The sequence below is a fragment of the Paenarthrobacter sp. 22069 genome, assembly GCF_052046035.1.
Lineage (GTDB): Bacteria > Actinomycetota > Actinomycetes > Actinomycetales > Micrococcaceae > Arthrobacter.
In genome coordinates, this window is record NZ_JBQEQF010000003.1 from 158,109 (window position 1) to 178,141 (window position 20,033).

General features: G+C 68.2%; 18 protein-coding genes. 10 read left to right on the top strand and 8 right to left on the bottom strand.

All coding sequences use genetic code 11. The features are described from left to right. Window positions 1-126 precede the first annotated feature (126 nt). The 4 genes from ACTJK0_RS03535 to ACTJK0_RS03550 all read left to right on the top strand — a co-directional run bounded on the left by ACTJK0_RS03535 (window position 127) and on the right by ACTJK0_RS03550 (window position 5,078). The gene (locus ACTJK0_RS03535) at window positions 127-849 is read left to right on the top strand and encodes a GntR family transcriptional regulator (RefSeq protein WP_440744255.1); all 723 of its coding nucleotides are present in this window, start codon (window positions 127-129) and stop codon (window positions 847-849) included. Window positions 850-1,015: 166 nt separating this feature from the next. Then, window positions 1,016-2,362, top strand: a complete 1,347-nt coding sequence (locus tag ACTJK0_RS03540) for an L-fuconate dehydratase (protein WP_110541613.1) — start codon at window positions 1,016-1,018, stop codon at window positions 2,360-2,362. Continuing rightward, window positions 2,359-3,885, top strand: a complete 1,527-nt coding sequence (locus ACTJK0_RS03545) for an aldehyde dehydrogenase (NADP(+)) (protein ID WP_440744256.1) — start codon at window positions 2,359-2,361, stop codon at window positions 3,883-3,885. The genes ACTJK0_RS03540 and ACTJK0_RS03545 overlap by 4 nt, the downstream gene beginning before the upstream one ends. Continuing rightward, a complete protein-coding gene (locus tag ACTJK0_RS03550; RefSeq protein WP_440744257.1) occupies window positions 3,882-5,078 on the top strand; it encodes a fumarylacetoacetate hydrolase family protein in 1,197 nt (398 codons plus the stop codon). The genes ACTJK0_RS03545 and ACTJK0_RS03550 overlap by 4 nt, the downstream gene beginning before the upstream one ends. An 84-nt stretch (window positions 5,079-5,162) precedes the next feature. Here ACTJK0_RS03550 and ACTJK0_RS03555 read toward each other — a convergent pair whose 3' ends face one another. Further along, on the bottom strand, window positions 5,163-5,453 hold the full coding sequence (locus tag ACTJK0_RS03555) for a hypothetical protein (RefSeq protein ID WP_043452346.1): 291 nt from the start codon (window positions 5,451-5,453) through the stop codon (window positions 5,163-5,165). Between the two features lie 139 nt (window positions 5,454-5,592). Here ACTJK0_RS03555 and ACTJK0_RS03560 point away from each other — a divergent pair, with 139 nt between their 5' ends. Both ACTJK0_RS03560 and ACTJK0_RS03565 read left to right on the top strand, forming a co-directional pair. Further along, window positions 5,593-6,753 (top strand): acetate kinase, encoded by a 1,161-nt coding sequence (locus ACTJK0_RS03560; RefSeq protein ID WP_440744258.1) that lies wholly within the window; start codon window positions 5,593-5,595, stop codon window positions 6,751-6,753. A 5-nt stretch (window positions 6,754-6,758) separates the two neighbouring features. After that, a complete protein-coding gene (locus tag ACTJK0_RS03565; protein ID WP_440744259.1) occupies window positions 6,759-7,337 on the top strand; it encodes a GNAT family N-acetyltransferase in 579 nt (192 codons plus the stop codon). On the opposite strand, the gene ACTJK0_RS03570 is transcribed toward ACTJK0_RS03565, so the two are convergent. Together ACTJK0_RS03570 and ACTJK0_RS03575 are read right to left on the bottom strand one after the other, a co-directional pair. After that, window positions 7,321-8,517: an NAD(P)/FAD-dependent oxidoreductase gene (locus ACTJK0_RS03570; protein WP_440744321.1), complete on the bottom strand. Its 1,197-nt coding sequence runs from the start codon at window positions 8,515-8,517 to the stop codon at window positions 7,321-7,323. The two genes, ACTJK0_RS03565 and ACTJK0_RS03570, sit on opposite strands and share 17 nt — an antisense overlap. A 22-nt stretch (window positions 8,518-8,539) precedes the next feature. Next, complete coding sequence (locus ACTJK0_RS03575; RefSeq protein WP_288027574.1) at window positions 8,540-8,746, bottom strand: DUF2945 domain-containing protein; 207 nt, start codon at window positions 8,744-8,746, stop codon at window positions 8,540-8,542. A gap of 162 nt (window positions 8,747-8,908) precedes the next feature. On the opposite strand from ACTJK0_RS03575, the gene ACTJK0_RS03580 reads away from it, so the two are divergent. Then, window positions 8,909-9,361, top strand: a complete 453-nt coding sequence (locus ACTJK0_RS03580) for an SRPBCC family protein (protein WP_440744260.1) — start codon at window positions 8,909-8,911, stop codon at window positions 9,359-9,361. A gap of 74 nt (window positions 9,362-9,435) precedes the next feature. Here the strand turns inward: ACTJK0_RS03580 and ACTJK0_RS03585 are convergent, their stop codons facing one another. Then, window positions 9,436-11,658 carry a S9 family peptidase gene (locus ACTJK0_RS03585; RefSeq protein WP_440744261.1) on the bottom strand — a complete coding sequence of 741 codons (2,223 nt, stop codon included), beginning with the start codon at window positions 11,656-11,658 and terminating at the stop codon, window positions 9,436-9,438. 135 nt (window positions 11,659-11,793) lie between these two features. Here ACTJK0_RS03585 and ACTJK0_RS03590 point away from each other — a divergent pair, with 135 nt between their 5' ends. The 3 genes from ACTJK0_RS03590 to ACTJK0_RS03600 all read left to right on the top strand — a co-directional run bounded on the left by ACTJK0_RS03590 (window position 11,794) and on the right by ACTJK0_RS03600 (window position 15,007). Further along, a complete protein-coding gene (locus tag ACTJK0_RS03590; protein ID WP_440744262.1) occupies window positions 11,794-12,357 on the top strand; it encodes a hypothetical protein in 564 nt (187 codons plus the stop codon). A 12-nt stretch (window positions 12,358-12,369) separates the two neighbouring features. After that, window positions 12,370-13,989, top strand: a complete 1,620-nt coding sequence (locus ACTJK0_RS03595; protein ID WP_440744263.1) for an FAD-dependent monooxygenase — start codon at window positions 12,370-12,372, stop codon at window positions 13,987-13,989. Between the two features lie 595 nt (window positions 13,990-14,584). After that, window positions 14,585-15,007: an Hsp20 family protein gene (locus tag ACTJK0_RS03600; protein WP_110541603.1), complete on the top strand. Its 423-nt coding sequence runs from the start codon at window positions 14,585-14,587 to the stop codon at window positions 15,005-15,007. Window positions 15,008-15,194: 187 nt separating this feature from the next. Here the strand turns inward: ACTJK0_RS03600 and ACTJK0_RS03605 are convergent, their stop codons facing one another. From ACTJK0_RS03605 to ACTJK0_RS03620, 4 genes are all read right to left on the bottom strand, one after another. Further along, window positions 15,195-16,142 carry an NAD(P)H-hydrate dehydratase gene (locus ACTJK0_RS03605; RefSeq protein WP_440744264.1) on the bottom strand — a complete coding sequence of 316 codons (948 nt, stop codon included), beginning with the start codon at window positions 16,140-16,142 and terminating at the stop codon, window positions 15,195-15,197. Continuing rightward, the gene (locus ACTJK0_RS03610; RefSeq protein WP_440744265.1) at window positions 16,126-16,917 is read right to left on the bottom strand and encodes a histidine phosphatase family protein; all 792 of its coding nucleotides are present in this window, start codon (window positions 16,915-16,917) and stop codon (window positions 16,126-16,128) included. Before ACTJK0_RS03610 ends, ACTJK0_RS03605 begins: the two co-directional genes overlap by 17 nt. A gap of 117 nt (window positions 16,918-17,034) precedes the next feature. After that, the gene (locus ACTJK0_RS03615; protein ID WP_440744266.1) at window positions 17,035-18,723 is read right to left on the bottom strand and encodes an alkaline phosphatase D family protein; all 1,689 of its coding nucleotides are present in this window, start codon (window positions 18,721-18,723) and stop codon (window positions 17,035-17,037) included. A gap of 90 nt (window positions 18,724-18,813) precedes the next feature. Then, window positions 18,814-19,965 carry an LCP family protein gene (locus tag ACTJK0_RS03620; protein ID WP_440744267.1) on the bottom strand — a complete coding sequence of 384 codons (1,152 nt, stop codon included), beginning with the start codon at window positions 19,963-19,965 and terminating at the stop codon, window positions 18,814-18,816. Window positions 19,966-20,033: the final 68 nt, after the last annotated feature.

The following is a 20,033-nucleotide window of genomic DNA, read 5'->3' on the forward strand; positions in this document are numbered from 1 at the left end:
AAAAAGGCCCTTCCGTGAAGACCGCGGCCGCTGTGGCTTATGATTCCCCCAAGCGACTCCGGGCCAACCCGGGCGAGCCCAATACGTCCAATCCAGTGAAACCAAGCCAGTGCAAGAGGTAACCGCGTGCCCCCACGTCAACCGACCGAAACTACCCGCGGCAAGGCGGCGGTGTCCGACGTCTATTCGGCGATGCGTGCCTCAATCCTGGAAGGCGAGATTGCGCCCGGCACCCGGATCAACATTGACGCCGTCGCCCGCAGTCTGGGAGTGTCCCAGACGCCGGTCCGCGAGGTGCTGCAACGGCTTGAAGGCGACAACCTGGTGGTTTACAACCCGGGCCGCGGGTATAGCACCACGCCGCTGCTGGACTTGCCGGAACTGCGCTCGCTGTTTGAATTCCGGCTCCTCGTGGAACCGTGGGCAGCCCGGGCCGCCGCCGTGGACCGCCTCTCCAATCCGGCGGGCGCACTGGAGAGGGAACTGGGCAGCTTCCGGGGCGCCATGAAGCGGAGCAGGGACCTGCGGCAGGACCTGGTGGCCCATGACACCCGTTTCCATGACACCATCCTCGCCGCCTCCGGGAATCCTGTAGTCCGGCATGCCTTTGCACAGACCCACTGCCACCTGCACACCTTCCGGCTCTACCCTGCGGACGTGGACGGGGCCATTACGGTAGCCGAGCACACGGCGGTCAGGGAGGCCATCGAGGCGTGCGATCCGGAGGGTGCGGAGGCGGCCATGACCACGCACATCCGCAATTCCTTTGACCGCTTTGCCCAAGCCTTTGAGGGCGAACTTGCCCCGCTGGAGGACGGCGGGCCACCGCGCAAGCACATCATCACCTAGATTCCGGCAAACAGCCCTGGCCCTGGAAGGCCGGGGCTGTTGCGTTTGCCGGGCCGGCAGCCTGGTCGAGGGGTTGACGTGAATCACGCTTCCTATATGATTTTAGAAATTCGTATAGGAATCGAAATCTTCCCAATTCCAGTCCTGCCCTCGAAAGTTGAGATCCATGCCTTCCATCACGTCCATCAACACCCAGGACGTCCGTTTTCCCACGTCCCTGGAGCTTGACGGGTCCGACGCGGTCAACGTTGACCCTGACTACTCCGCCGCCTACGTCGTCATCCGCACCGATGCCGGCGACGAGGGCCATGGCTTCGTCTTCAGCTGCGGCCGGGGCAACGAAATCCTCACCGCGGCCATCGACGCCTACGCCCGGCTGCTGGTGGGCCGGGACATCGATGAACTGATTTATGACTTGGGCGCGGCGTCCCGGCTCCTTATCCACGACTCCCAGCTGCGCTGGCTCGGTCCCGAAAAAGGCGTGACGCAGATGGCCTGCGGCGCCCTGGTCAGCGCTCTGTGGGACATCCGTGCCCGCCGGGAAAACAAGCCACTCTGGCTCCTGCTCGCCGAGATGACGCCCGAGGAACTGGTCAGTGTCGTTGACTTCACCCACATCCGGGATGCCCTCAGCCCCGAAGAAGCCCTGGAAATCCTCCGTGCAGGCCAGGCAGGCAAGGCCCAGCGCATCGCCGAGCTCAAGGCAGACGGCTTCCCCGCCTACACCACCTCGCCGGGGTGGCTCGGCTACAGCGACGAAAAGCTCGTGCGGCTGAGCAAGGAGGCCGCGGCCGACGGCTTCTCCATGATCAAGCTCAAGGTGGGCGGGGACATCAAGGATGACCGCCGCCGCATGGCCCTGGCGCGGGAAGCCGTGGGAAGCCTCCCCATTGCCATCGACGCCAACCAGCGCTGGGAGGTCTCCGAGGCCATTGACTGGGTCAACCAGCTGGCGGAGTTCGACCCCTACTGGATCGAGGAACCCACCAGCACCGACGACATCCTGGGCCACGCCGACATCCGCAAGGGTGTTGCACCCGTGCGGGTGGCCACCGGCGAGGCAGTGGCCAGCCGGATCGTCTTCAAGCAGCTCCTGCAGGCCGGTGCGATCGACGTGCTGCAGCTGGACTCCACCCGCGTGGCGGGGGTCAACGAGAACATCGCCATCCTGCTGCTGGCCGCCAAGTTCGGGGTGCCCGTTTGCCCGCATGCCGGCGGCGTGGGCTTGTGTGAGCTGGTGCAGCACTTCTCCTTCTTCGACTACGCGGTGGTGGGCCGCAGCCAGGACAACCGCATGATCGAATTCGTGGACCACCTGCACGAACACTTCGCCGAACCGGTGCGGATCAGCGGTGGCCGCTATGCCGCACCCGAACTGCCAGGTACGGGCGCCGAGATGTTCAGCGCCTCCCGCGCCCGCTGGGAATTCCCCAACGGTGCCGGGTGGCAGGAAGTGGGCAACCGCGCCGCCGTCACCGGTGCAGCCCGGACCCCTGCCGGAGCCGGCCGATGACCGCCGGAGCGCATGCCGCCGTCGGCCTCGCCGGGGAAACCAGCGCCGGACCGGCCACCCCTGGTGCTTTGGACGCCGCCGTGGAAGCAGCGGCAGCTGCCTTTGAAGAGGGCCGTACCGTCGGTCCGCAAACCCGGGCCAGCTGGTTGGAAGCCATCGCCGCCGGCCTGGAGCAGGATGCGGACGGACTCGTGGAAACAGCGGTGCGTGAGACCCACCTCGGAACTGCCCGGCTGGAAGGCGAACTGAAGCGCACCGTGTTCCAGCTGCGGCTTTTCGCGCAGGAGATCCGCAGCGGCGAGCACTTCGACGCCACCATCGACTATGAGGACGTCAGCTGGGGCATGGGCCCGCGGCCGGACCTCCGGCGGTACAACGTGCCGCTCGGCGTCGTGGGGGTTTTTGGTGCCTCCAACTTCCCCTTTGCGTTCAGCGTGATGGGCGGGGACAGCGCGTCTGCCCTGGCCGCCGGCTGCGCCGTGGTGCACAAGGCGCATGACGCCCACCGGGACCTGGCCGTCCGCACCGCCCGGGTGGTCACCGAAGCGCTCGATACCGCCAGGGCGCCGTCGGGCCTGTTCTCCATGGTGACCGGCCGGCAGGCCGGGGAGGCCCTGGTGGACCATCCCCTGGTCAAGGCCATCGGCTTCACCGGCTCCACAGCCGGCGGCCGGGCCCTGCTGGACCGGATTGCCGCCCGCCCCGAACCCATCCCGTTCTTCGGCGAGCTGGGCGGGATCAACGCCGTCTTCGTCACGCCCGCGGCATGGGCAGCGCGGAGCGCCGGCATCCTCGAAGGCTACGCAGGCTCCTTCACCCTTGGCATGGGCCAGTTCTGCACCAAGCCCGGGCTGCTGTTTGTTCCCGCCGGCCACGGTGACGCCGTCCGCAGGCAGCTCCAGGAGGCGCTGGCGGCATTCACTCCCGCCAGGCTCCTCAGCGACCGCCTGCACGCCGGCTACGCCGATGCCGTCGGCAGGCTCAGCGGCAGTGACGGTGTGGACGTCCTGGTGCAGGGAGACTTCGCGGACGAGCCGGCCCCCACCGTCCTGCGCACCACGGCGGATGCGGTCCGGACGAATCCCGGCCTGCTCCGGCAGGAAATGTTCGGCCCCGCCAGCCTGCTGGTGGAGTACCACGACCAGGCGGAGCTTCCCGCACTGGCCGGGCTGCTGGAAGGCCAGCTGACCACCACCCTCCAGGCAGAGGAGGACGACGACGTCTCCGCGCTCGCCGCCCGCCTGGCCGACATCAGCGGACGGGTCCTGTGGAACGGCTGGCCCACCGGCGTCACGGTCAGCTACGCCCAGCACCACGGTGGCCCATACCCGGCCACCACGTCCAACACCACCTCCGTTGGAACGGCAGCCATTCGACGCTTCCTGCGGCCCGTGGCGTACCAGTCATTCCCCGCGGCGCGGCTGCCCGAACCCCTGCAGGACAGCAACCCATGGCGGGTTCCGCAGCGGATCGACGGCGTCTGGCAGCGGCCGGCGGACGCCGGAAAGGAGGAGCGTCAGTGACTGGAGTCTCCGGGGAGGCTCAGGCCGTCCTTCCCGAGGACGCGGACCAGGCGCTGCTGGTTGGCCGGATCTGGGACGTGGAAACCGCCGGTCCCCGTGTGGTGGCGGTCAGCGGGCCGGATGTCTTCGATCTCAGCCGCCTGGCAGCGACAGTCTCAGAACTGCTGGAACTGCCGGACCCCGCCGCGGCAGTCCGCTCCGCCCTTACGGATCCTGGCCTGGCCGAACCCCGCTGGGCCACGGCCGACGTTGTGCAGGCCTCCCTGGCGGGGGACGGGGCACGGTCCCGGCTCCTGGCGCCGGTTGACCTGCAGGTCATCAAGGCCTGCGGGGTGACCTTCGTGGACAGCATGGTGGAACGGGTGATCGAGGAACGGTGCGCGGGCGACTCCAGCCGCGCAGCCGAAATCCGGGAGCTTGTTGGCCGCGCCCTGGGCGGAAGCATTGCTGCCCTGCGGCCCGGATCGGCCGAAGCCGCAGAAGCCAAGCGCATCCTGATCCAGGAGGGGCTGTGGTCGCAGTACCTCGAGGTGGGGATCGGCCCGGACCCCGAGGTCTTCACCAAGGCACCCGTGCTGTCCTCCGTGGGGCTGGGCGCGGGCATCGGTATCCCCGCCTTTTCCTCCTGGAACAACCCGGAACCCGAGCTGGTGCTCATCGCCACCTCAATCGGCCGCGTTGTGGGGGCCACGCTGGGCAACGACGTGAACCTCCGGGACGTCGAAGGGCGCAGCGCCCTGCTGCTGGGCAAGGCCAAGGACAACAACGCCTCCAGCGCCCTGGGCCCGCTCATCAGGCTCTTCGACGGTGCCTTCACCCTGGAAACGCTTCGGACCGAGGAGATCCTGCTCCGCGTGGAAGGCCGGGACGGGTACCTGCTGGAAGGCCGCAACAGCGTTGCACGGATCAGCAGGCCCTTCGAGGAACTGGTGGCAGCCACGCACGGGAAGCACCACCAGTACCCCGACGGATTCGCGCTCTTCACCGGCACCCTGTTCGCACCAACCCAGGACCGGGACCAGCCGGGGCAGGGCTTCACCCACAAGCACGGCGACGTGGTGACCATCCGCAGCCGCCACCTGGGCGCCTTGGTGAACCGGGTGGGCCCTTGTGAAGAACTGCCGGAATGGACCTTCGGCCTGCGCCAGCTCTTCGAATACCTGGCGCGGCAGTCCCAGGGCGCCCACGCCTGACTTCCGCGCAGCCGGTCCTGGAAGGGCACAAAGGGCGACGGCGGCACCCGGGTGGGTGCCGCCGTCGTCTTTTGCGGGCTGTGCCTAGCTGTTGTCCGGCTTGGCCAGGCTCTCCGGATCCTCCTCCTTGGCGGGCTCGTCCGAGAGGCCCTGCGGGGTGAGGTCCAGGCCTTCCCGGTCCTCCGGAGCCTCCGGGGCCTCGCCGGTTTCCGCCGCCTTCAGGTTCCCGGTGTCGTCAAGGGCCGGGTTGGCGCCCTCCACCCCGGTGGGATCCTTCTTGCTGCCGGAATCCGGTTGGGCGTTGAGCGGGGCGGTGCTGCTGGATCCCGTGTTGGTGGGGTCGTTCTCGTCGATCGAATTGGGCTCGTTCGTCATGGAATTGTCCTCTCGGCGTGGTCCAGCCTTGTCCGCCGACCATAGGCACAGCACGGCCCGATCCGCAAGGAATGAGCCGGCGCGCGCGGCACATATAGTGGGGTTTGAACTGCAGACGCAAGCTCCCAGGAGGCCCCGCATGCTCGTGCTCGTCATCAACTCCGGTTCGTCGTCGCTGAAGTACCAGGTGCGTGACGTCGCCGCCGGGACGGTCCTCACCGAAGGGCTGATCGAGAAGATCGGCATGGGCAACGGCGGCGGCGGGGACGGCGAGATTGAGGGGCCACGGGACCACGCGGAGGCGCTGGAACAGGTGGATGCCGCCATCCACCGGGAGCTGGGTGACCTGGAGCTCGGCGCGGTGGGGCACCGGGTGGTGCATGGCGGCGAGCGGTTCGCCGAACCTGTCCTGGTGGACAACGAAATCACCCGGGCCATCGAACGGCTCAACCCGCTGGCGCCGCTGCACAACCCGGCCAACGTTCTGGGCATCCGTGCCATCACCAGGAAATGGCCCAGGATGCCGCAAGTGGCCGTGTTCGACACCGCATTCCACCGCACCCTGCCGGAGCACGCCTGGCGTTACGCGCTCCCGGACGAGCTGTACACCAACCACGGGATCCGCCGCTACGGCTTCCACGGCACGTCGCACGAGTACGTGGCCCGCCGCTCCGCAGCCCTGCTGGACATCCCCGTGGAGGAGTTCGACGGCGTCATCGCCCACCTGGGAAACGGCGCCTCGGTCACGGCCATCCGCGGCGGACACTCGGTGGACACGTCCATGGGCTTCACCCCGCTTGAGGGCCTGGTGATGGGCACCCGCTCCGGCGACCTGGACCCCTCCATCCTGGTGTTCCTCGGCCGTGCCGGCTGGACACCCGAGGACATCGACACCATGCTCAACCGGGAATCCGGGCTGAAGGGCCTGGCGGGCAACAATGACATGCGGTCGGTGGTGGAAGCGTCGGAGGCCGGCGATGACAAGGCCACCATGGCCCTGGCGGTGGCCTCCTACCGGCTGGCGAAGTACATCGGCGGCTACCACGTTGCCGTCGGCGGGGCGAAGGCACTGGTGTTCACGGCCGGGATCGGTGAGAACTCGCAGCAGTTCAGGGCGCATGTGGCGGACCGGCTGGGTGCCCTGGGCATCGAGCTCGACGCCGGCCTGAACGCCGAGCGGTCCAAGGAACCACGCGTCATTTCCACGCCGGACTCCGCGATTCCCGTTCTGGTGGTTCCCACGGACGAGGAACGCGCCATCGCCGAGGCGACGGCCGCCGTCGTCTCTGCCGGCCGCTAGCATCCATGTCCGGGATATCCCTTCCCATCCGGACCGAACGGCTGGTCCTGCGGCGGTTCGAGGGCGGCGACCTGGACGCCTTCCACGCCTACCACTCGCTGCCGGAGACCGCGCGCTTCCTGCCCGGCCCTGCCAAGACCTACACACAGTCAATGGAGCGGGTGGGCCACTACGCCAACTTTGTCTTCGAGAAGGAGGGGGACTGGGTGGCGCTCGCCATCGAGGCCGCCGGCGAGCCGGGGCTGCAGGGGGAGGTGGTGCTCAAATGGCTGCCCGGGCGCGGGCAGGGCGAAGTTGGGTGGACGCTGGCACCCGCCGCCCGCGGCAAGGGCTACGGGACGGAGGCCGCCAGCGCCATGCTCCGCCTGGGCTTCGGGGAGCTGGGCCTGCACCGGATCGAAGCCCGGCTGGACGAACTCAACGTAGCCTCTGCATCCCTGTGCGGCCGCCTGGGCATGCGGCTGGAGGCGCGGCACGTCGACAAGTGGCATTACAAGGGCAAGTGGGCCACCGAGCTGATCTACGCCATCCTTGCCGATGAATGGTGCATCGGTTCACAAGCGGCCTCTAGGCCCGGCCCTTGAGGATCAGGTTCCAGTAGATTTTCGGGAACACATCGCGGTCCACCACCCAGGACAGCCGGCTCTCATTCCAGGTAGGGACGCGGGGGATGGTGGGTTTGGGGCGGTAGCGGTCGTCGAACTCGGCAAACACCACGGTGTCCCGTGAGACCGTGAACGGGCACACCGAGTAGCCGTCATATTTCGCCCTCAGCGGCTTGCCTTTGCGGGCAGCCACCAGGTTCCTGGCAACCACCTTGGTCTGCTTGCGCAGCGACCCGCCGGACTTGGAGTTGGTGGTGCCCGCGGCGTCACCCAGGGACCAGACATTGGCATACCGCAGGTGCCGGAGGGTCTGCCGGTCCACCTCCACGAAACCGCCGGCGCTGCCGGCCGCCGGCAGGTCAGTGGCCTTGAGCCAGTCCGGCGCCGACTGCGGCGGGACGGCATTGAGGACGTCGTACTCCAGGTCCTCGGTGGTGTTCGCGGCGTTGTCGCGGATCGTTGCCCGCCGGCCGGAAGGACTCACCGCCACCAGTTCGCTGTTGGTGCGCAACTCGATCCCGTACTCGGCGATCTTCCGGTCCAGTTCCCGGTCCACTTCCGGAACTCCGAACACGGTGGGATACGGCTGGACCATCACCACGCGGATGTTGTCCAGGACCCCCTGTTCCCGCCAGTAGTCGCAGGCAAGATACATCGGTTTCTGGGCAGCCCCGCCACACTTGATGGGACCGGCCGGCATGGTGAAGATGGCGGTGCCGGAGGTCATGGCGCTGAGCAGAGTCCAAGCTTTGGGGGCAAGCTCGAACTCGTAGTGCGATGCGCCGTAGGGCGAGTGGACGGCCTCGGCCATTCCCGGCACCGTGTCCCAGTCGTACTGCAGCCCCGGGCACACCACCAGTTGGCCGTATCCCAGCGATGTCCCGGATTCCAGCAGGACGGTGTTGGCGTTTGCGTCCACGTCCACGGCGGCGTCCCGGATCCAGGTGACGCCGCGGGGGACCACTGATTCCTGTGGCCGGACGGCCTCCTTGGCCTGCGCCCGCCCACCGGCGATGTGGGAGAACAGCGGCTGGTACAGGTGGTGGTCCCTGGGCTCGATGAGCGCCACGTCCTTCACTCCGTACCGCTCCAGCCGGGCCGCCAGCGACACTCCCGCGTTGCCGCCGCCGATGATCACTACCTCATGCTGGGCAGTCACCTCATGCCGGGCAGGCACGGCGCTACTTCTTCTCAGTCAGCGCGGACGCCTTGTGCGCCGCACGCGCGCCGGTCTTCTCCGACTCCACCACATACTGCGGCTCGTCCTTGCTGGCGCGGTGCGTGTTGCCGTCGAGTTCGAAGTCGCTGGTCTTCTTTTCCACGATCCTGCCGTGCGTCTTGCCCTGCGAAGTGTTCCACTCCACGTGCGTTCCCTTGCTCAATGACATGTCCGCTCCTCTGGTGTCCCTGCGGAAAACAAGTGCCCCACAATAGTAAGCATGATTAGCTTATGGGCGCATTGACAGGGACGCGGCAGCAGTCCAAGCTGGCGCTGTGCCTACCTGCCGGCCGAGCCGCGCCGGCACCAGGCGCTGTTCCAGGAGATCCCGATGCCAGTAGTAGAAGAATCCGTCGTCATCGCCCGGCCGCCGCAGGAAGTCTTCGATTTCCTGTCGAAGTTCGACAACACCGCGGCCTACGATTCCTCCGTTACCGCCTCTGAGCAGGTGGGGGACGGTCCCGTGGGGAAGGGAACCCGCGGACGGGGAACAAGCAAGATCATGGGACGGCGGTTCGACTGGACCGTCGAGGTGGTGGAGTTCGACCCGCCGCGGCGGATGGTCTCCCGTTCCGTTGAGGGAAAGCTGAACTTCACGGTAGCCTTCACCCTGGAACCGGCCGACGGCGGGACCAGGGTCACCCAACGGATTGACGCCGACTCCGGCCTGGGCGGCATCTTTGGAAAGATCGCCGATCCGCTGGTGGAGCGCGCACAGGGCCGCACCGTCCGTGCCAACCTTGAAACACTCGCTGAGTGGCTGGCGGAGCACCCGCAGGCGTGAACTGAAACCCTGCCTGCCGTTGCGCCGGGCAAAGGGAGGCGTACGACGGCGGGACACGCCCGCCGCCGAACGGTTCAGTCCTGTTTCAACCCTGCTCCGGGCAGCAGTTCCGTTGCGCCCAGGGCGTCGGCGATGAACGCGTAGTCCCAGGCGCGCTCGCGCCATTGGACGTACCGGCCGGATGCGCCGCCGTGGCCGCCGTCCATCTCGATCTTCATCACAATGGGTTCGGAGCCCGTGGTCTTGTTCCTCAGCTCCTGCACCCATTTGGCCGGTTCCACGTACAGCACCCGGGTGTCGTTGAAGGACGTCACGGCGGCGATCTTGGGGTAGGCCACCTCCCGCACGTTCTCGTACGGGGAGTAGGACTTCATGTACGCATAGGCCTGGGGATCCGTGATGGGGTTGCCCCATTCCTCCCACTCCAGCGCGGACAGCGGCAGATCCGGGTCGAGGATGCTGGTGAGGGGATCCACGAACGGCACCTGCGCCACGATGGCCGCGTACTTGTCCGGGGCCATGTTGGCCACGGCGCCCATGAGGAGCCCGCCGGCGGAGCCGCCCAGGGCCGCGATCCGGGCAGGATCCACCCAGCCGGAGCGTGCCAACCAGTCGGTGGCGTCCACAAAGTCGGAGAAGGTGTTCTTCTTGGTGAGCTTCTTGCCGTCCTCGTACCAATGCCGGCCCAGTTCACCGCCGCCGCGGATGTGTGCAATCACGAACACCACGCCGCGGTCCAGCAGCGACAGGCGGGCGATGCCGAAGCCGGGATCCATGCTCATCTCATAGGAGCCGTACCCGTAGACCAGGCCCGCCGCCGTCGAATCCTGTTTCACGGCCTTGTGCCGCAGCACCGAAAGCGGGATGCGCGTGCCGTCGCCGGCGGTGGCCCACTCCCGGGTGGCCACGTAGTCGCTGCCGTCATAGCCGCCCAGGACCGGGCTTTCCTTGCGGAGCAGCAGCTCGCCGGCCCGCTGCTCCGGCGTGGGAAGCACGAAGTCGTAGATGCGCGACGGCGTGAAGTAGGAGGTGTAGCCCAGCCGGATCACCGGGGCTTCGTAGTCCGATCCGCCGACGCCTGCGGTGTACAGCTCCTCGTCGAAGGCCGGTTCCACCGGTGACTGCTGGGCGGGGGTGCCCAGGCCGGCCAGCCCCATCACCTGGACGCGTTCGATCGTGTCCTTGCGGATGGACACGATGAGGTGCGTGGCGGTGACGCCCGCGCCGTTGACGCGGACGTCGTCGGAATGCTCGACGACGGTCTGCCAGGTTTGTTCCGTTAGCGGCTTGAGCAGCTCTGCCGGGTCCACCAGGGAGACCATGGAGTTGATGGCCCCGCGGTTGTGCGTGAGCAGGATTTTTTCCTCACCGTCCAGCAGGAAGGGCTCTGCTTCGTAGAGGATGCGTTCGTTCCTGGAGATCACTGTGGTGACGGCCTGTTCGGGGTCGTCGAAGCGCAGCAGCCGGGTCTCGCTGTACTCCGAGCAGCCGATGCCCAACACCAGGTGGCGCCGGTCGGCGGAGAGCTCGAAGCCCAGCCACATGGCGGCGTCGTCCTCCTGGTAAACCACCTGGTCCTCGGCCACCGGCGTGCCCAGTACGTGGGACGTCACCTGGTAGGGCCGCCACGAGTCGTCAACAACGGTGTAGAAAAGGCGGCTGCCGTCCGGGGAAAAGGAGACCCCATAGAAGATGTTCTCGATGACGTCCGGCAGCAGTTCGCCCGTGGACAGGTCCTTGATGTGCAGGGTGAACCGTTCATCGCCGGAGTTGTCCACGGCGTAGGCGTAGAGCGTGCCGTCGACGGTGACGGCGGTGCCGCCCACCGAAAAGAAGGGCTTGCCTTCGGCCTCCACGTTGCCGTCCAGCAGGATCTCCTCGCCGGGAATTTCCACCCCGGGCTCAACGGCAGGAGGAGTCCAGTCGGCCACCTTGTCTCCGGTGTCCTGAGCCTTTACGCGGCAGTGGATGCCGTATTCCTTGCCCTCGGCCGAGCGGCTGAAGTACCACCAGCCGTCCTTCCGGTGCGGGACGGAAAGATCGGTTTCCTGGGTGCGGCCCTTGATCTCTTGGAAGATGGCCTCACGGAGCGGCTCCTGGTGCGCGGTGACGGCTTCCTGGTACGCGTTTTCGGCCCGCAGGTGCTCCACCACCTCCGGGGATTCCTTGTCCCGCAGCCATTCGTAGCTGTCCACGAACGTCTCCCCGTGGTGCGTGCGTTCAGTGGGGATCTTCTTGGCAACCGGGGGGACCGGGACAGCCGTACCGGTGGAATCCTGCAGGGAAGTGGAGGTCATGGATTCAATATATAGACCCCCTCCGCCAACCCTGCAGGCCGTTCGCTACGGGGGTAGGCGAAAAGGGCGAAAGACTCTGGGTCCGGGCTCCGCTGCCGGTCAGGCTGGAAGGGCGTTGAGAGGAAAGGAGACGCCATGACCGTCGAATCCGGACCGGCTCCCCGGGCCAAGGCATGGCTGGCGGTTGCCCGCTGCGCGGGAGCGTCCTGTGCCATGCTGGTGCGCCGGCAGGTCCATCTTCCGAAACACAACGTGGGCCGGGTGCTGCGGTTCGCCGACGGAAGCACTGCACGGGTCTATCGCGAGACCGCCGTGGACCGACAGCCCGCCGAGCCCTGCGTCCTGGTGGTCGCTTTCACGCTCAGGCTGGTCCGCGGCCGCGCGCATCGCCTGTTCGAGGCGGAGAGCCTCCTGAACACTCCGCTCTTCGTGGGGTTCCCGGGGTTTGTCTCCAAGCTCTGGTGCGCCCACGACACCTTCGGCGCCTACCGCGGGCTGTATGAATGGGACGGCGCCGAACGCGCCCGGAAGTACGCTTCCGCCCTGTGGCGGGTCCTGGAACTGGTCAGCGTCCCCGGCTCCATCAGCTACAAGGTGCTTCCCGGGCTGCGCCGCGACGAGGTGCTCGCCAACCCCGCCCGGATGCAGCCTGCTGCCCAGGCGGACCACGCCTGGTGGCGTCTCCTCGACCACAACTAGCGTCCGCAGCCCATGGCACCCGGGCAAGGCACGACGACGGACAGCGACGTCCTGGTGGTCGGCGCGGGTCCCGCCGGGCTGACCACAGCCCTCCAGGCACACGCGCACGGTGCGGCAGTCCGGGTAGTGGACCGGCGCCCGCACCAGGCCCGTCCGTCCCGGGCCATGATGCTGCATGCCAGGGCGCTGGAGGGCCTGCGTCCGCTGGGGGTAACCGATGAGCTGCTCAACCGCGCCGACACGACGCCCGAAGCACGCATCCACCTGGGCCGGCACGTCGTCGAAGCCCGGCTGGGCCACGCGGACCTCCCGGACACGGCCTTCCCGCACCTGACCCTGGTCCGGCAGGCCGACGTCGAGGACGTTCTCTGCCGGGCGCTGCAGGCCAGGGGCGTGCCGGTGGACTGGGGCGTGGAATTCCGTGGGTTCCAGCATGAACCAGCGCTGACTGCCGGGCGGGGCCTGGTGCACGCGGACCTGCATCCGGCCGGCGGCCCGGGCCCCAACCTGCCGGAGCGCCACGTGTCCCGGTTCCTGGCCGGCTGCGACGGGCAGTCCAGCACCGTCCGCGGCCTGACCGGTGCACAGTGGCGCGGCGGCCCCTACGGGGTGGAAGCCGTCATGGCCGACCTTGAACTGGATGAATCCCTGGACCAGGGGCTGCTGCACGTGGCCGTCGGGGCTGCCGGGCTGCTCTTCCTCTTCGCGCTGGGCGAGGGCGCCACCTGGCGGATGCTCGCAACCCGCCCCGCCGCCCCGACGCCGGGAGCCCGGTTCGGCCAGCTGGGTCCACCCGTTGCGGCGGAGGAAGTGGCCCGCCTGGTGGGGGAATCGGGACTGGGCGCTGCGGTCAGCGATGTGCGCTGGTCGGCGCAGATTCCGCTGCAGCACCGGATCGCCAGCACTTTTGGTGCCAGCCCCGTATTCCTGGCCGGGGATTCTGCGCACGCCCACTCTCCCGCCGGCGGCCAGGGCATGAACAACGGCATCCTCGATGCCCTCAACCTCGGCTGGAAGCTGGGCTTCGCGTCGTCGGCGGGCAGGCCCCTCCCCGAGCTGCTGGACACCTACGGGCAGGAGCGGCGGCTGGCGGCCCGGCGGGTGCTGGCACTCACGCACGTGATCTTCTTCGGCGAGGCCTCACCACATCCGGTGGCCCGGCTGGCCCGGAACGTCCTGCCCGCATTCGCACCGGTGCTGCCGTTGCTGCTGCGCCGGCGGTGGCTCACCTCCAAAGGCATCAGGCTGCTGGCCCAGCCGTTCGTGAACTACCACGGCAGCGCCATATCCCGTGACCGCAGGCCCCGGGCCGGCCGCTGGCCGCAGCCGGGGGAGCGGCTGCCGGACGGGCCCGTGTCCGTCGCCGGACGGGTGGTCCGCCTGCACGAACTGACCTCCGTACCGGGCATCCACGTGTTCTTCGAGCGCGACGCCGGGCCGGGCACCTTGGGCGCCGGCGCCACCTTGGCTGCGGTGGCAAGTCCGCCGCTGGTCCACGTCCACCGGCTCACCAGCCACCCCGGGCGGGGCGTGGTGGCGGTCCGCCCCGACGGGTATATCGGCTACCGCAGCGGGGAGGCGGACCCGCGCGAGCTGGCGTCGTGGCTCCGGCTGGTGGGTGCCGGGGACTGAACGCTGCGCACGGTGGCCACCTCCCGCCGTCGCGATGCTCCATCACTTATGGCTCCCAAGACCGGTGTTTAGGGACCGAAACTGATGGAGCAACAGGGGAGGGGGAGGCTGGTTGCGGATCGACGGCAGGCGTATTCTGTTCAGTTCAAGGCACATCCGCCCAGCGTGAGAGGGGAAGTTCCATGACCATCCCGCCAGTGCACGAACCCGAGCCGTTTCCGCCTGAACCCGGTCCGGGGCCCACATCGCCGGATCCCACCCAGCCACGCCCGCCCGGCCCGCCGTCGCCGAACCCGTTCCCCGCACCACCGTCGCCGGGGCCGCTGCCCGTCCCGGACCCCGGGCCCGCACCGCTTCGGCCCGATCCCACCCGGGACTGACCCGGCATCGGGCCTCCAAGGGGCCTTCCGGCCCGTGCACCCGCACTGGCCGGAAGGCCCCTTTTCCACGTCCTGGCGGGGCCGGAAAATCTTCCAAAAATCCTTGCCTGAGCCCTTGAAGACCTCTCCCTGCAGTGCTAAAAAATCTATATCAGCCACTACAGATCGGCTGATAAGGAAACTGTGTTGGACCATCTCTTACGAGGAGGGAAGCCATGTTGATGCGAACCGATCCGTTCCGCGAGCTGGACAGGCTGGCCCAGCAGGTCCTCGGCACGGCAGCACGCCCGGCGGCGATGCCAATGGATGCATGGCGTGAGGACCAGGAGTTCGTCGTGGCCTTCGATTTGCCCGGCGTAGCGGTTGATTCGGTTGAACTGGATGTTGAACGGAATGTCCTGACGGTCCGGGCCGAGAGGCCCGATCCCACGGGCAAGGACACCGAACTCATTGCCGCTGAGCGGCCGCGCGGCGTCTTCAGCCGCCAGTTGATCCTCGGCGACACGCTTGATACCGAGAATGTGAAGGCCAGCTACGACGCCGGTGTCCTGACGCTGCGGATCCCTGTCGCCGAAAAGGCCAAGCCGCGCAAGATTGAGATCGAGACGAAGGGGGCAAAGCAGGAAATCGCCGCTTAGTTTCAACGCAGGCCCGGGAGCCGGCCAGATCTGTTGACTGCCTTTTTTGGGGCGAATCGCCATTCTGTGCACGCCACAGCGCCAGACAGCGCACCGGCAGCTTAGGCCCAACCTCCCGTCACGGTGGCCCCCGGCTTCGGCCGGGGGCCATCCACGTGTCCGGGGACTGCAAAGGCGGGGCAGGGAGTCAGACGCTGAACTCCAGCATCAGTGCGGGGAGTTCGTCCGCAAGTTCGCGGGCCAGGAATCCCAGCGGCCCCAGCCGGCTGGCGAGCCGGTCGGCCGCGGCCGCGTGCAAGTGGGTGCCCCAGCAGGCCGCCTGGGTGCTGCTGGTGCCGCGGGCCCGAAGCCCGGCGATGGCTCCGGCCAGGACATCGCCGCTGCCGGAGGTGCCCAGGCCGCCGTAGCCGGTGGTGATCTTCCACAGATCCGGTTCCTCCGGCTCCAGGCCGGGAGGCTGGGTGATCAAACCCTGGCAACTGACCACGGCGTCGAACCGGGACGAGATCTCGGCGAGGTCCTTTTCCAGGTCATCCACGTCCCGTCCCAGCAGGATCCCGGCTTCGGTGGGGTTCGGCGTGAGGATGAGCCGGCCGCGCCAGGGGTCCAGCCGGTCTTCCAGCGGCACCAGGGCGCCCAGGGCATAGGCGTCAAGGACGATGGCGGCGCCTCCCGTGCTGCCACCGCCGTCGCCGGAACCTCCCTCTGAAGCGCGGTCCCGGCCTGCCTCGCGGCGGAGCATGGCTTCCAACAGGTCCCTGGCAAGATCTGGATCATCGAGCCCTGGCCCCACCAGGACGGTGTCCGCCCGGTCCAGGTAGCTGGACATCCGGTCCAGTTCCGCCTTCACTGAGCCGCCGGCGGTCTCGGGAAGGCCCACTGCACCGCATTCGGGCAGCGCCACACCCAGCTGCACGGCCACGGACTCGGCCACCGCCAGCGTGAGCTTCCCGGCCCCCGCCCGCAGCGCCGACGTCCCGGCCAGGAGGGCAGCACCGGGCGTTGCCCGGGCTCCGCCCACCACCAGCACCGATCCCCGCGAATACTTGTCCCCGCCCGGCGCCGGCAGCGGCCACTGCCGCAGGAGCGACGGCGTTACGAGGGTGGCGCCGGAAGGCTCACCGCGGCCGGACACTGGTGTCTCCGGCGTGCTCGGTGACGGCGACGCCCTGTTCCGCCAGGTGGTCGGCAACGTTGAAGCTCTCCAGCGTCCACGGTCCCGCGCCGGCGGGGCGGACGAACCGGGTCACCGAGGCGTTGAGGATGGCTTCACTGGCTGCAAGGTCCAGCAGTTCCTTCTCGCTGAGCCCTTCCAGGACATACCTGAACAGCATGATCACCGCGTCGTGGCACACCAGCATCACCCGCTGGCCCATGCCGAGGTTGTTCAGCTCGGCCAGGACAGAGCGCAGCCGCAGCGCCACATCCGCCCACGATTCGCCCCCTGGCGGCCGGTAATACAGCTTGCCCAGCCAGTCCCGGCGCTCGGACTCCTCGGGGTAGCGGTTCTCCACCCCGAGCCGGGTCAGACGGTCCAGGATGCCAAGCTCACGGTCCCGGAGACGTTCGTCGGTGCGCACCTGCAGCGGCCAGCCCGCTGTTTCCACCGCAATTTCGGCGGTCTGCCGGGCGCGGGCGTAGGGGGAAGAGACCACCGCGTCCGGACGGAACTCCGGGGCGGCCCGGCCCAGGGCAACACCCAGCGCCGTGGCCTGCTCCCTTCCGGTCCCGGAGAGGTTCACGTCCGCGTCGCGGGCCGGGACGGGGATGACCTCAACGCCGGCCTCCCGGGCTTCCGTGGCGGCCACGTTGCCTTCGCTCTCGCCATGCCGGATCAGCAGCAGCTCCACTGCCCCGGCCTGCTCGACCGCCTCCGTCAGGCCGTCGTCGTTCGCTGAATTACCCTTCAAGAAACACCCCGTCCTCACCGAAATACCTTGCCGAAATACCGGGCCGCAAATGCCGTGCCGAATGCAGGACAACTATCAAGGGCGTACCCAGGGGCGGTGGGAAATAACGTGCCGAAACTACCGTTCGGGGGTCAGGACCTTGGAGAACACCGTGCCGCCGTTGGCGTTGCGGAGGCTCACGGTGAAGCTGTTGTCCTCACCCAGCTGGACGTGCCCGAAGAACTGGTTCTCGCCGTCGCGCGGGGACTCGCCCGCAAAACGCCCGGTCTTGGAGAACACCACCTCAGGGCCGAACGTGCCGTCCATCGCGTTGGGGCCGAACGATCCTGCCGCGATGGGGCCCGCCACGAACTCCCAGAACGGGTCGAAGTCGGTGAAGGCGGCCCGCTCCGGGGAGTAGTGGTGTGCGGCGCAGTAGTGCACGTCCGCGGTCAGCCACACCGTGTTCTTCACGCCGTTGCGCTTGAAGGCGCTGAGCACCCCGGCGAGCTCCAGCTCACGGCCCAAGGGGGCGCCGGCGTCGCGGTTGGACAGGCTCTCCTGGTTCACCGGGCCGTCCGGAACCACGACGCCCAGCGGGAGGTCGTTGGCGATCACCTTCCACGTCGCCTTGGACTTGCTGACCTCGCTGACCAGCCAGTCCACCTGCTCCTGGCCCAGGATGGCGGTGGCGTAGGGTTCCCTGCCGTCGGTGTTGGGGGACTTGTACGTGCGCATGTCCAGGCAGAAAATGTCCAGCTGGGGGCCGCGCGAGATCTTCCGGTAGATGCGGGCCGGCTGGTACGTGCCGGCGTCGTCGAATGTTCCCGGACGCCAGATGGCCGAACTGTCCGCGATGGGCATGTTCTCCTGCCAGGCCTGCCGGCCGCGGGCGGCGAGGGTATTGACGTTCCGCACCGTGTAGCGGGAGTCATCCAGGATCTGGCCGGGGTACCAGTTGTTGTGCGTCTCGTGGTCATCCCACTGCGCGATCACCGGCACGTCCGCGAACAGGGCCCGCATGTTGGCGTCCATGGAGTTGTAGCGGTGCCGGCCGCGGAACTCGGTGAGCGTCTCGGCAACCTTGGACACCTCTTCCGTGACCAGGTTCCGCCACACCTGCCCGTCCTTTTCCACCACGGTTTCGGCGATAGGGCCGTCGGCGTAAATGGTGTCGCCGGAGTGGATAAAGAAGTCCGGGCGGGTCTGGTGCATGGCCCGGTAGCCGCGCATGCCGCCGATCTCTTCGTTGATGCCCCACCCCTGGCCCGCGGTGTCACCGGTCCACACAAAGCTTTGCGCTGACGACGCCGGGACCTCACCGCCGTTGCTGGTGTCGCCGATGCGGCCCGCGCCGTTGACCGTCCCGGCATCAGGTGCCGTGCGGAAGGTGCCGCTGACCGTCTCACCGGCCGCGCCGCCGTCGTCCTCGAAGCTGATCTCCAGCGCGAAGCGGGTGTTGGACGGCAGGTTCCCGGCGTGGATCTTGGCGGTGAAGTCGGACGCCTGGGTCGCCCGGGGGCCGCGGAGGACCCGCTCAAAGGCCCCGCGCCCGCGCAGGACCTGGCCGCCGTCGTCCACTGCCCGCAGGACCGCCGTCATCCGCCCGGCGCCCGAGGCGCGGGACCAGAGCACGGCGGAATCGGAGGTGACATCGCCCGTGGCGATGCCGCTTGGGAGTGTGAGCCGGTTGCGCACCAGGGCAATGCCGGACGGTGCAGGGGCTGCCGAAGCGTTGGCGGCGGGGACGGACGCCAGCGCGGCAGCGAGAACGGAACTCTTGACGATGGTGCGGCGGGATACCCCTGCCTGGGAAGACTGAGTCATGCCCTCAGGCTTTCCCGGGCCGGCACACACATTCTGGCGCCCGGGTGAACCAGGGGTGAGGCGCCGCTGAACAGCAGGAGGTTGTGGTGGCTAGGGCTTCGCGAAGTCGGCGATCCGGCCCTCCCTCAGGGCCGCGCCCACCGCCGCGATTCCTCCATAGTCCGGGAACAGCACGGACTGTCCGGCCACGAAGCCGGAGCCCGCCGTCGGAAGCGTCATGGTGCCGATGGCGTTCACATCTAGGTTCCGCAGGCTGTAGGCCAGCATTGCGGCCTGGACGGGGTCGAAGCCCCTGTCCACCGTGAGGCAGCAGGAGGCAAAATCGACCAGCGACCGCACCGCGTTCACGTCATTCAGGGCACCGCCCGCGGCGAGCCGGGACAGGATGGCGCGAAGCATGATCTGCTGGTCCCGGACACGCTGGAAGTCACCGTCGGTGAAGGCATGGCGCTCACGCGAGAACTCCAGCGCGGCCTGGCCATCGAGGTGGTTCACGCCGGCGCTGAAAACATGCTGGGTGTCGATCGTGGACTGGAAGGCTATGGGGACGTTGACGTCGATGCCGCCCAGGCCGTCCACCAGGATCTTGAACCCGCCGAAGTCCAGCATCAGCGTGTGGTCGATGGTGATTCCCAGCAACTGCTGCACCGTGGCGGTTTCCAGATCAATCCCGCCATACTGCAGCCCCGCGTTGATCTTGGCGCTGCCGAAACCGGGGATGTCCACCCAGTTGTCGCGGTTGATGGAGATGAGGTAGAGGCTGCGCCTGTCGGCAGGGACGTGGACCACCATGAGGGTGTCCGCCCGCTGGTCGGAGGGTTCACCCGTGGCCGCAGTATGGGCAGCAGCCTCGCGTGCGGGAACGTCGCGGGTGTCGCTGCCGATGACCAGGATGTTCATCGGGGCCGCGGGCAGGTCCGGGATCGGCGCAGGTGGGGGCGGAGGAGCAGGGGCCGGCGGGGGAGTCTCGGACGGCGTCGGGGTCGGCGTGGGGGTGGGGGTCTCGCTGGGCGACTGGGTCTGGGTGGCTGCCGGCTGCGCTTCCTGGCCGGCCCGGTTCAGGCTGAAGACCGCGACTCCGGCGGCCACCACCAGCACCAGCGCCAGCAATGCGGCGATCCAGCGGCGCCGGCCCAAGGCAAGGATCCACGCAGGCCGGCCGGAACCGGCTGGGCCCGGTTGCCGGGCACCGGGGTTTCCGCCGCCGGGCCCGGATGGATCAGAACCGCCTGGGATGCTCATGACGCCTCCACCTCATTGTGACTGGTGGGATTAGTGTCCGTCCCGCAGGCCCCTGTTGGCTACGGACG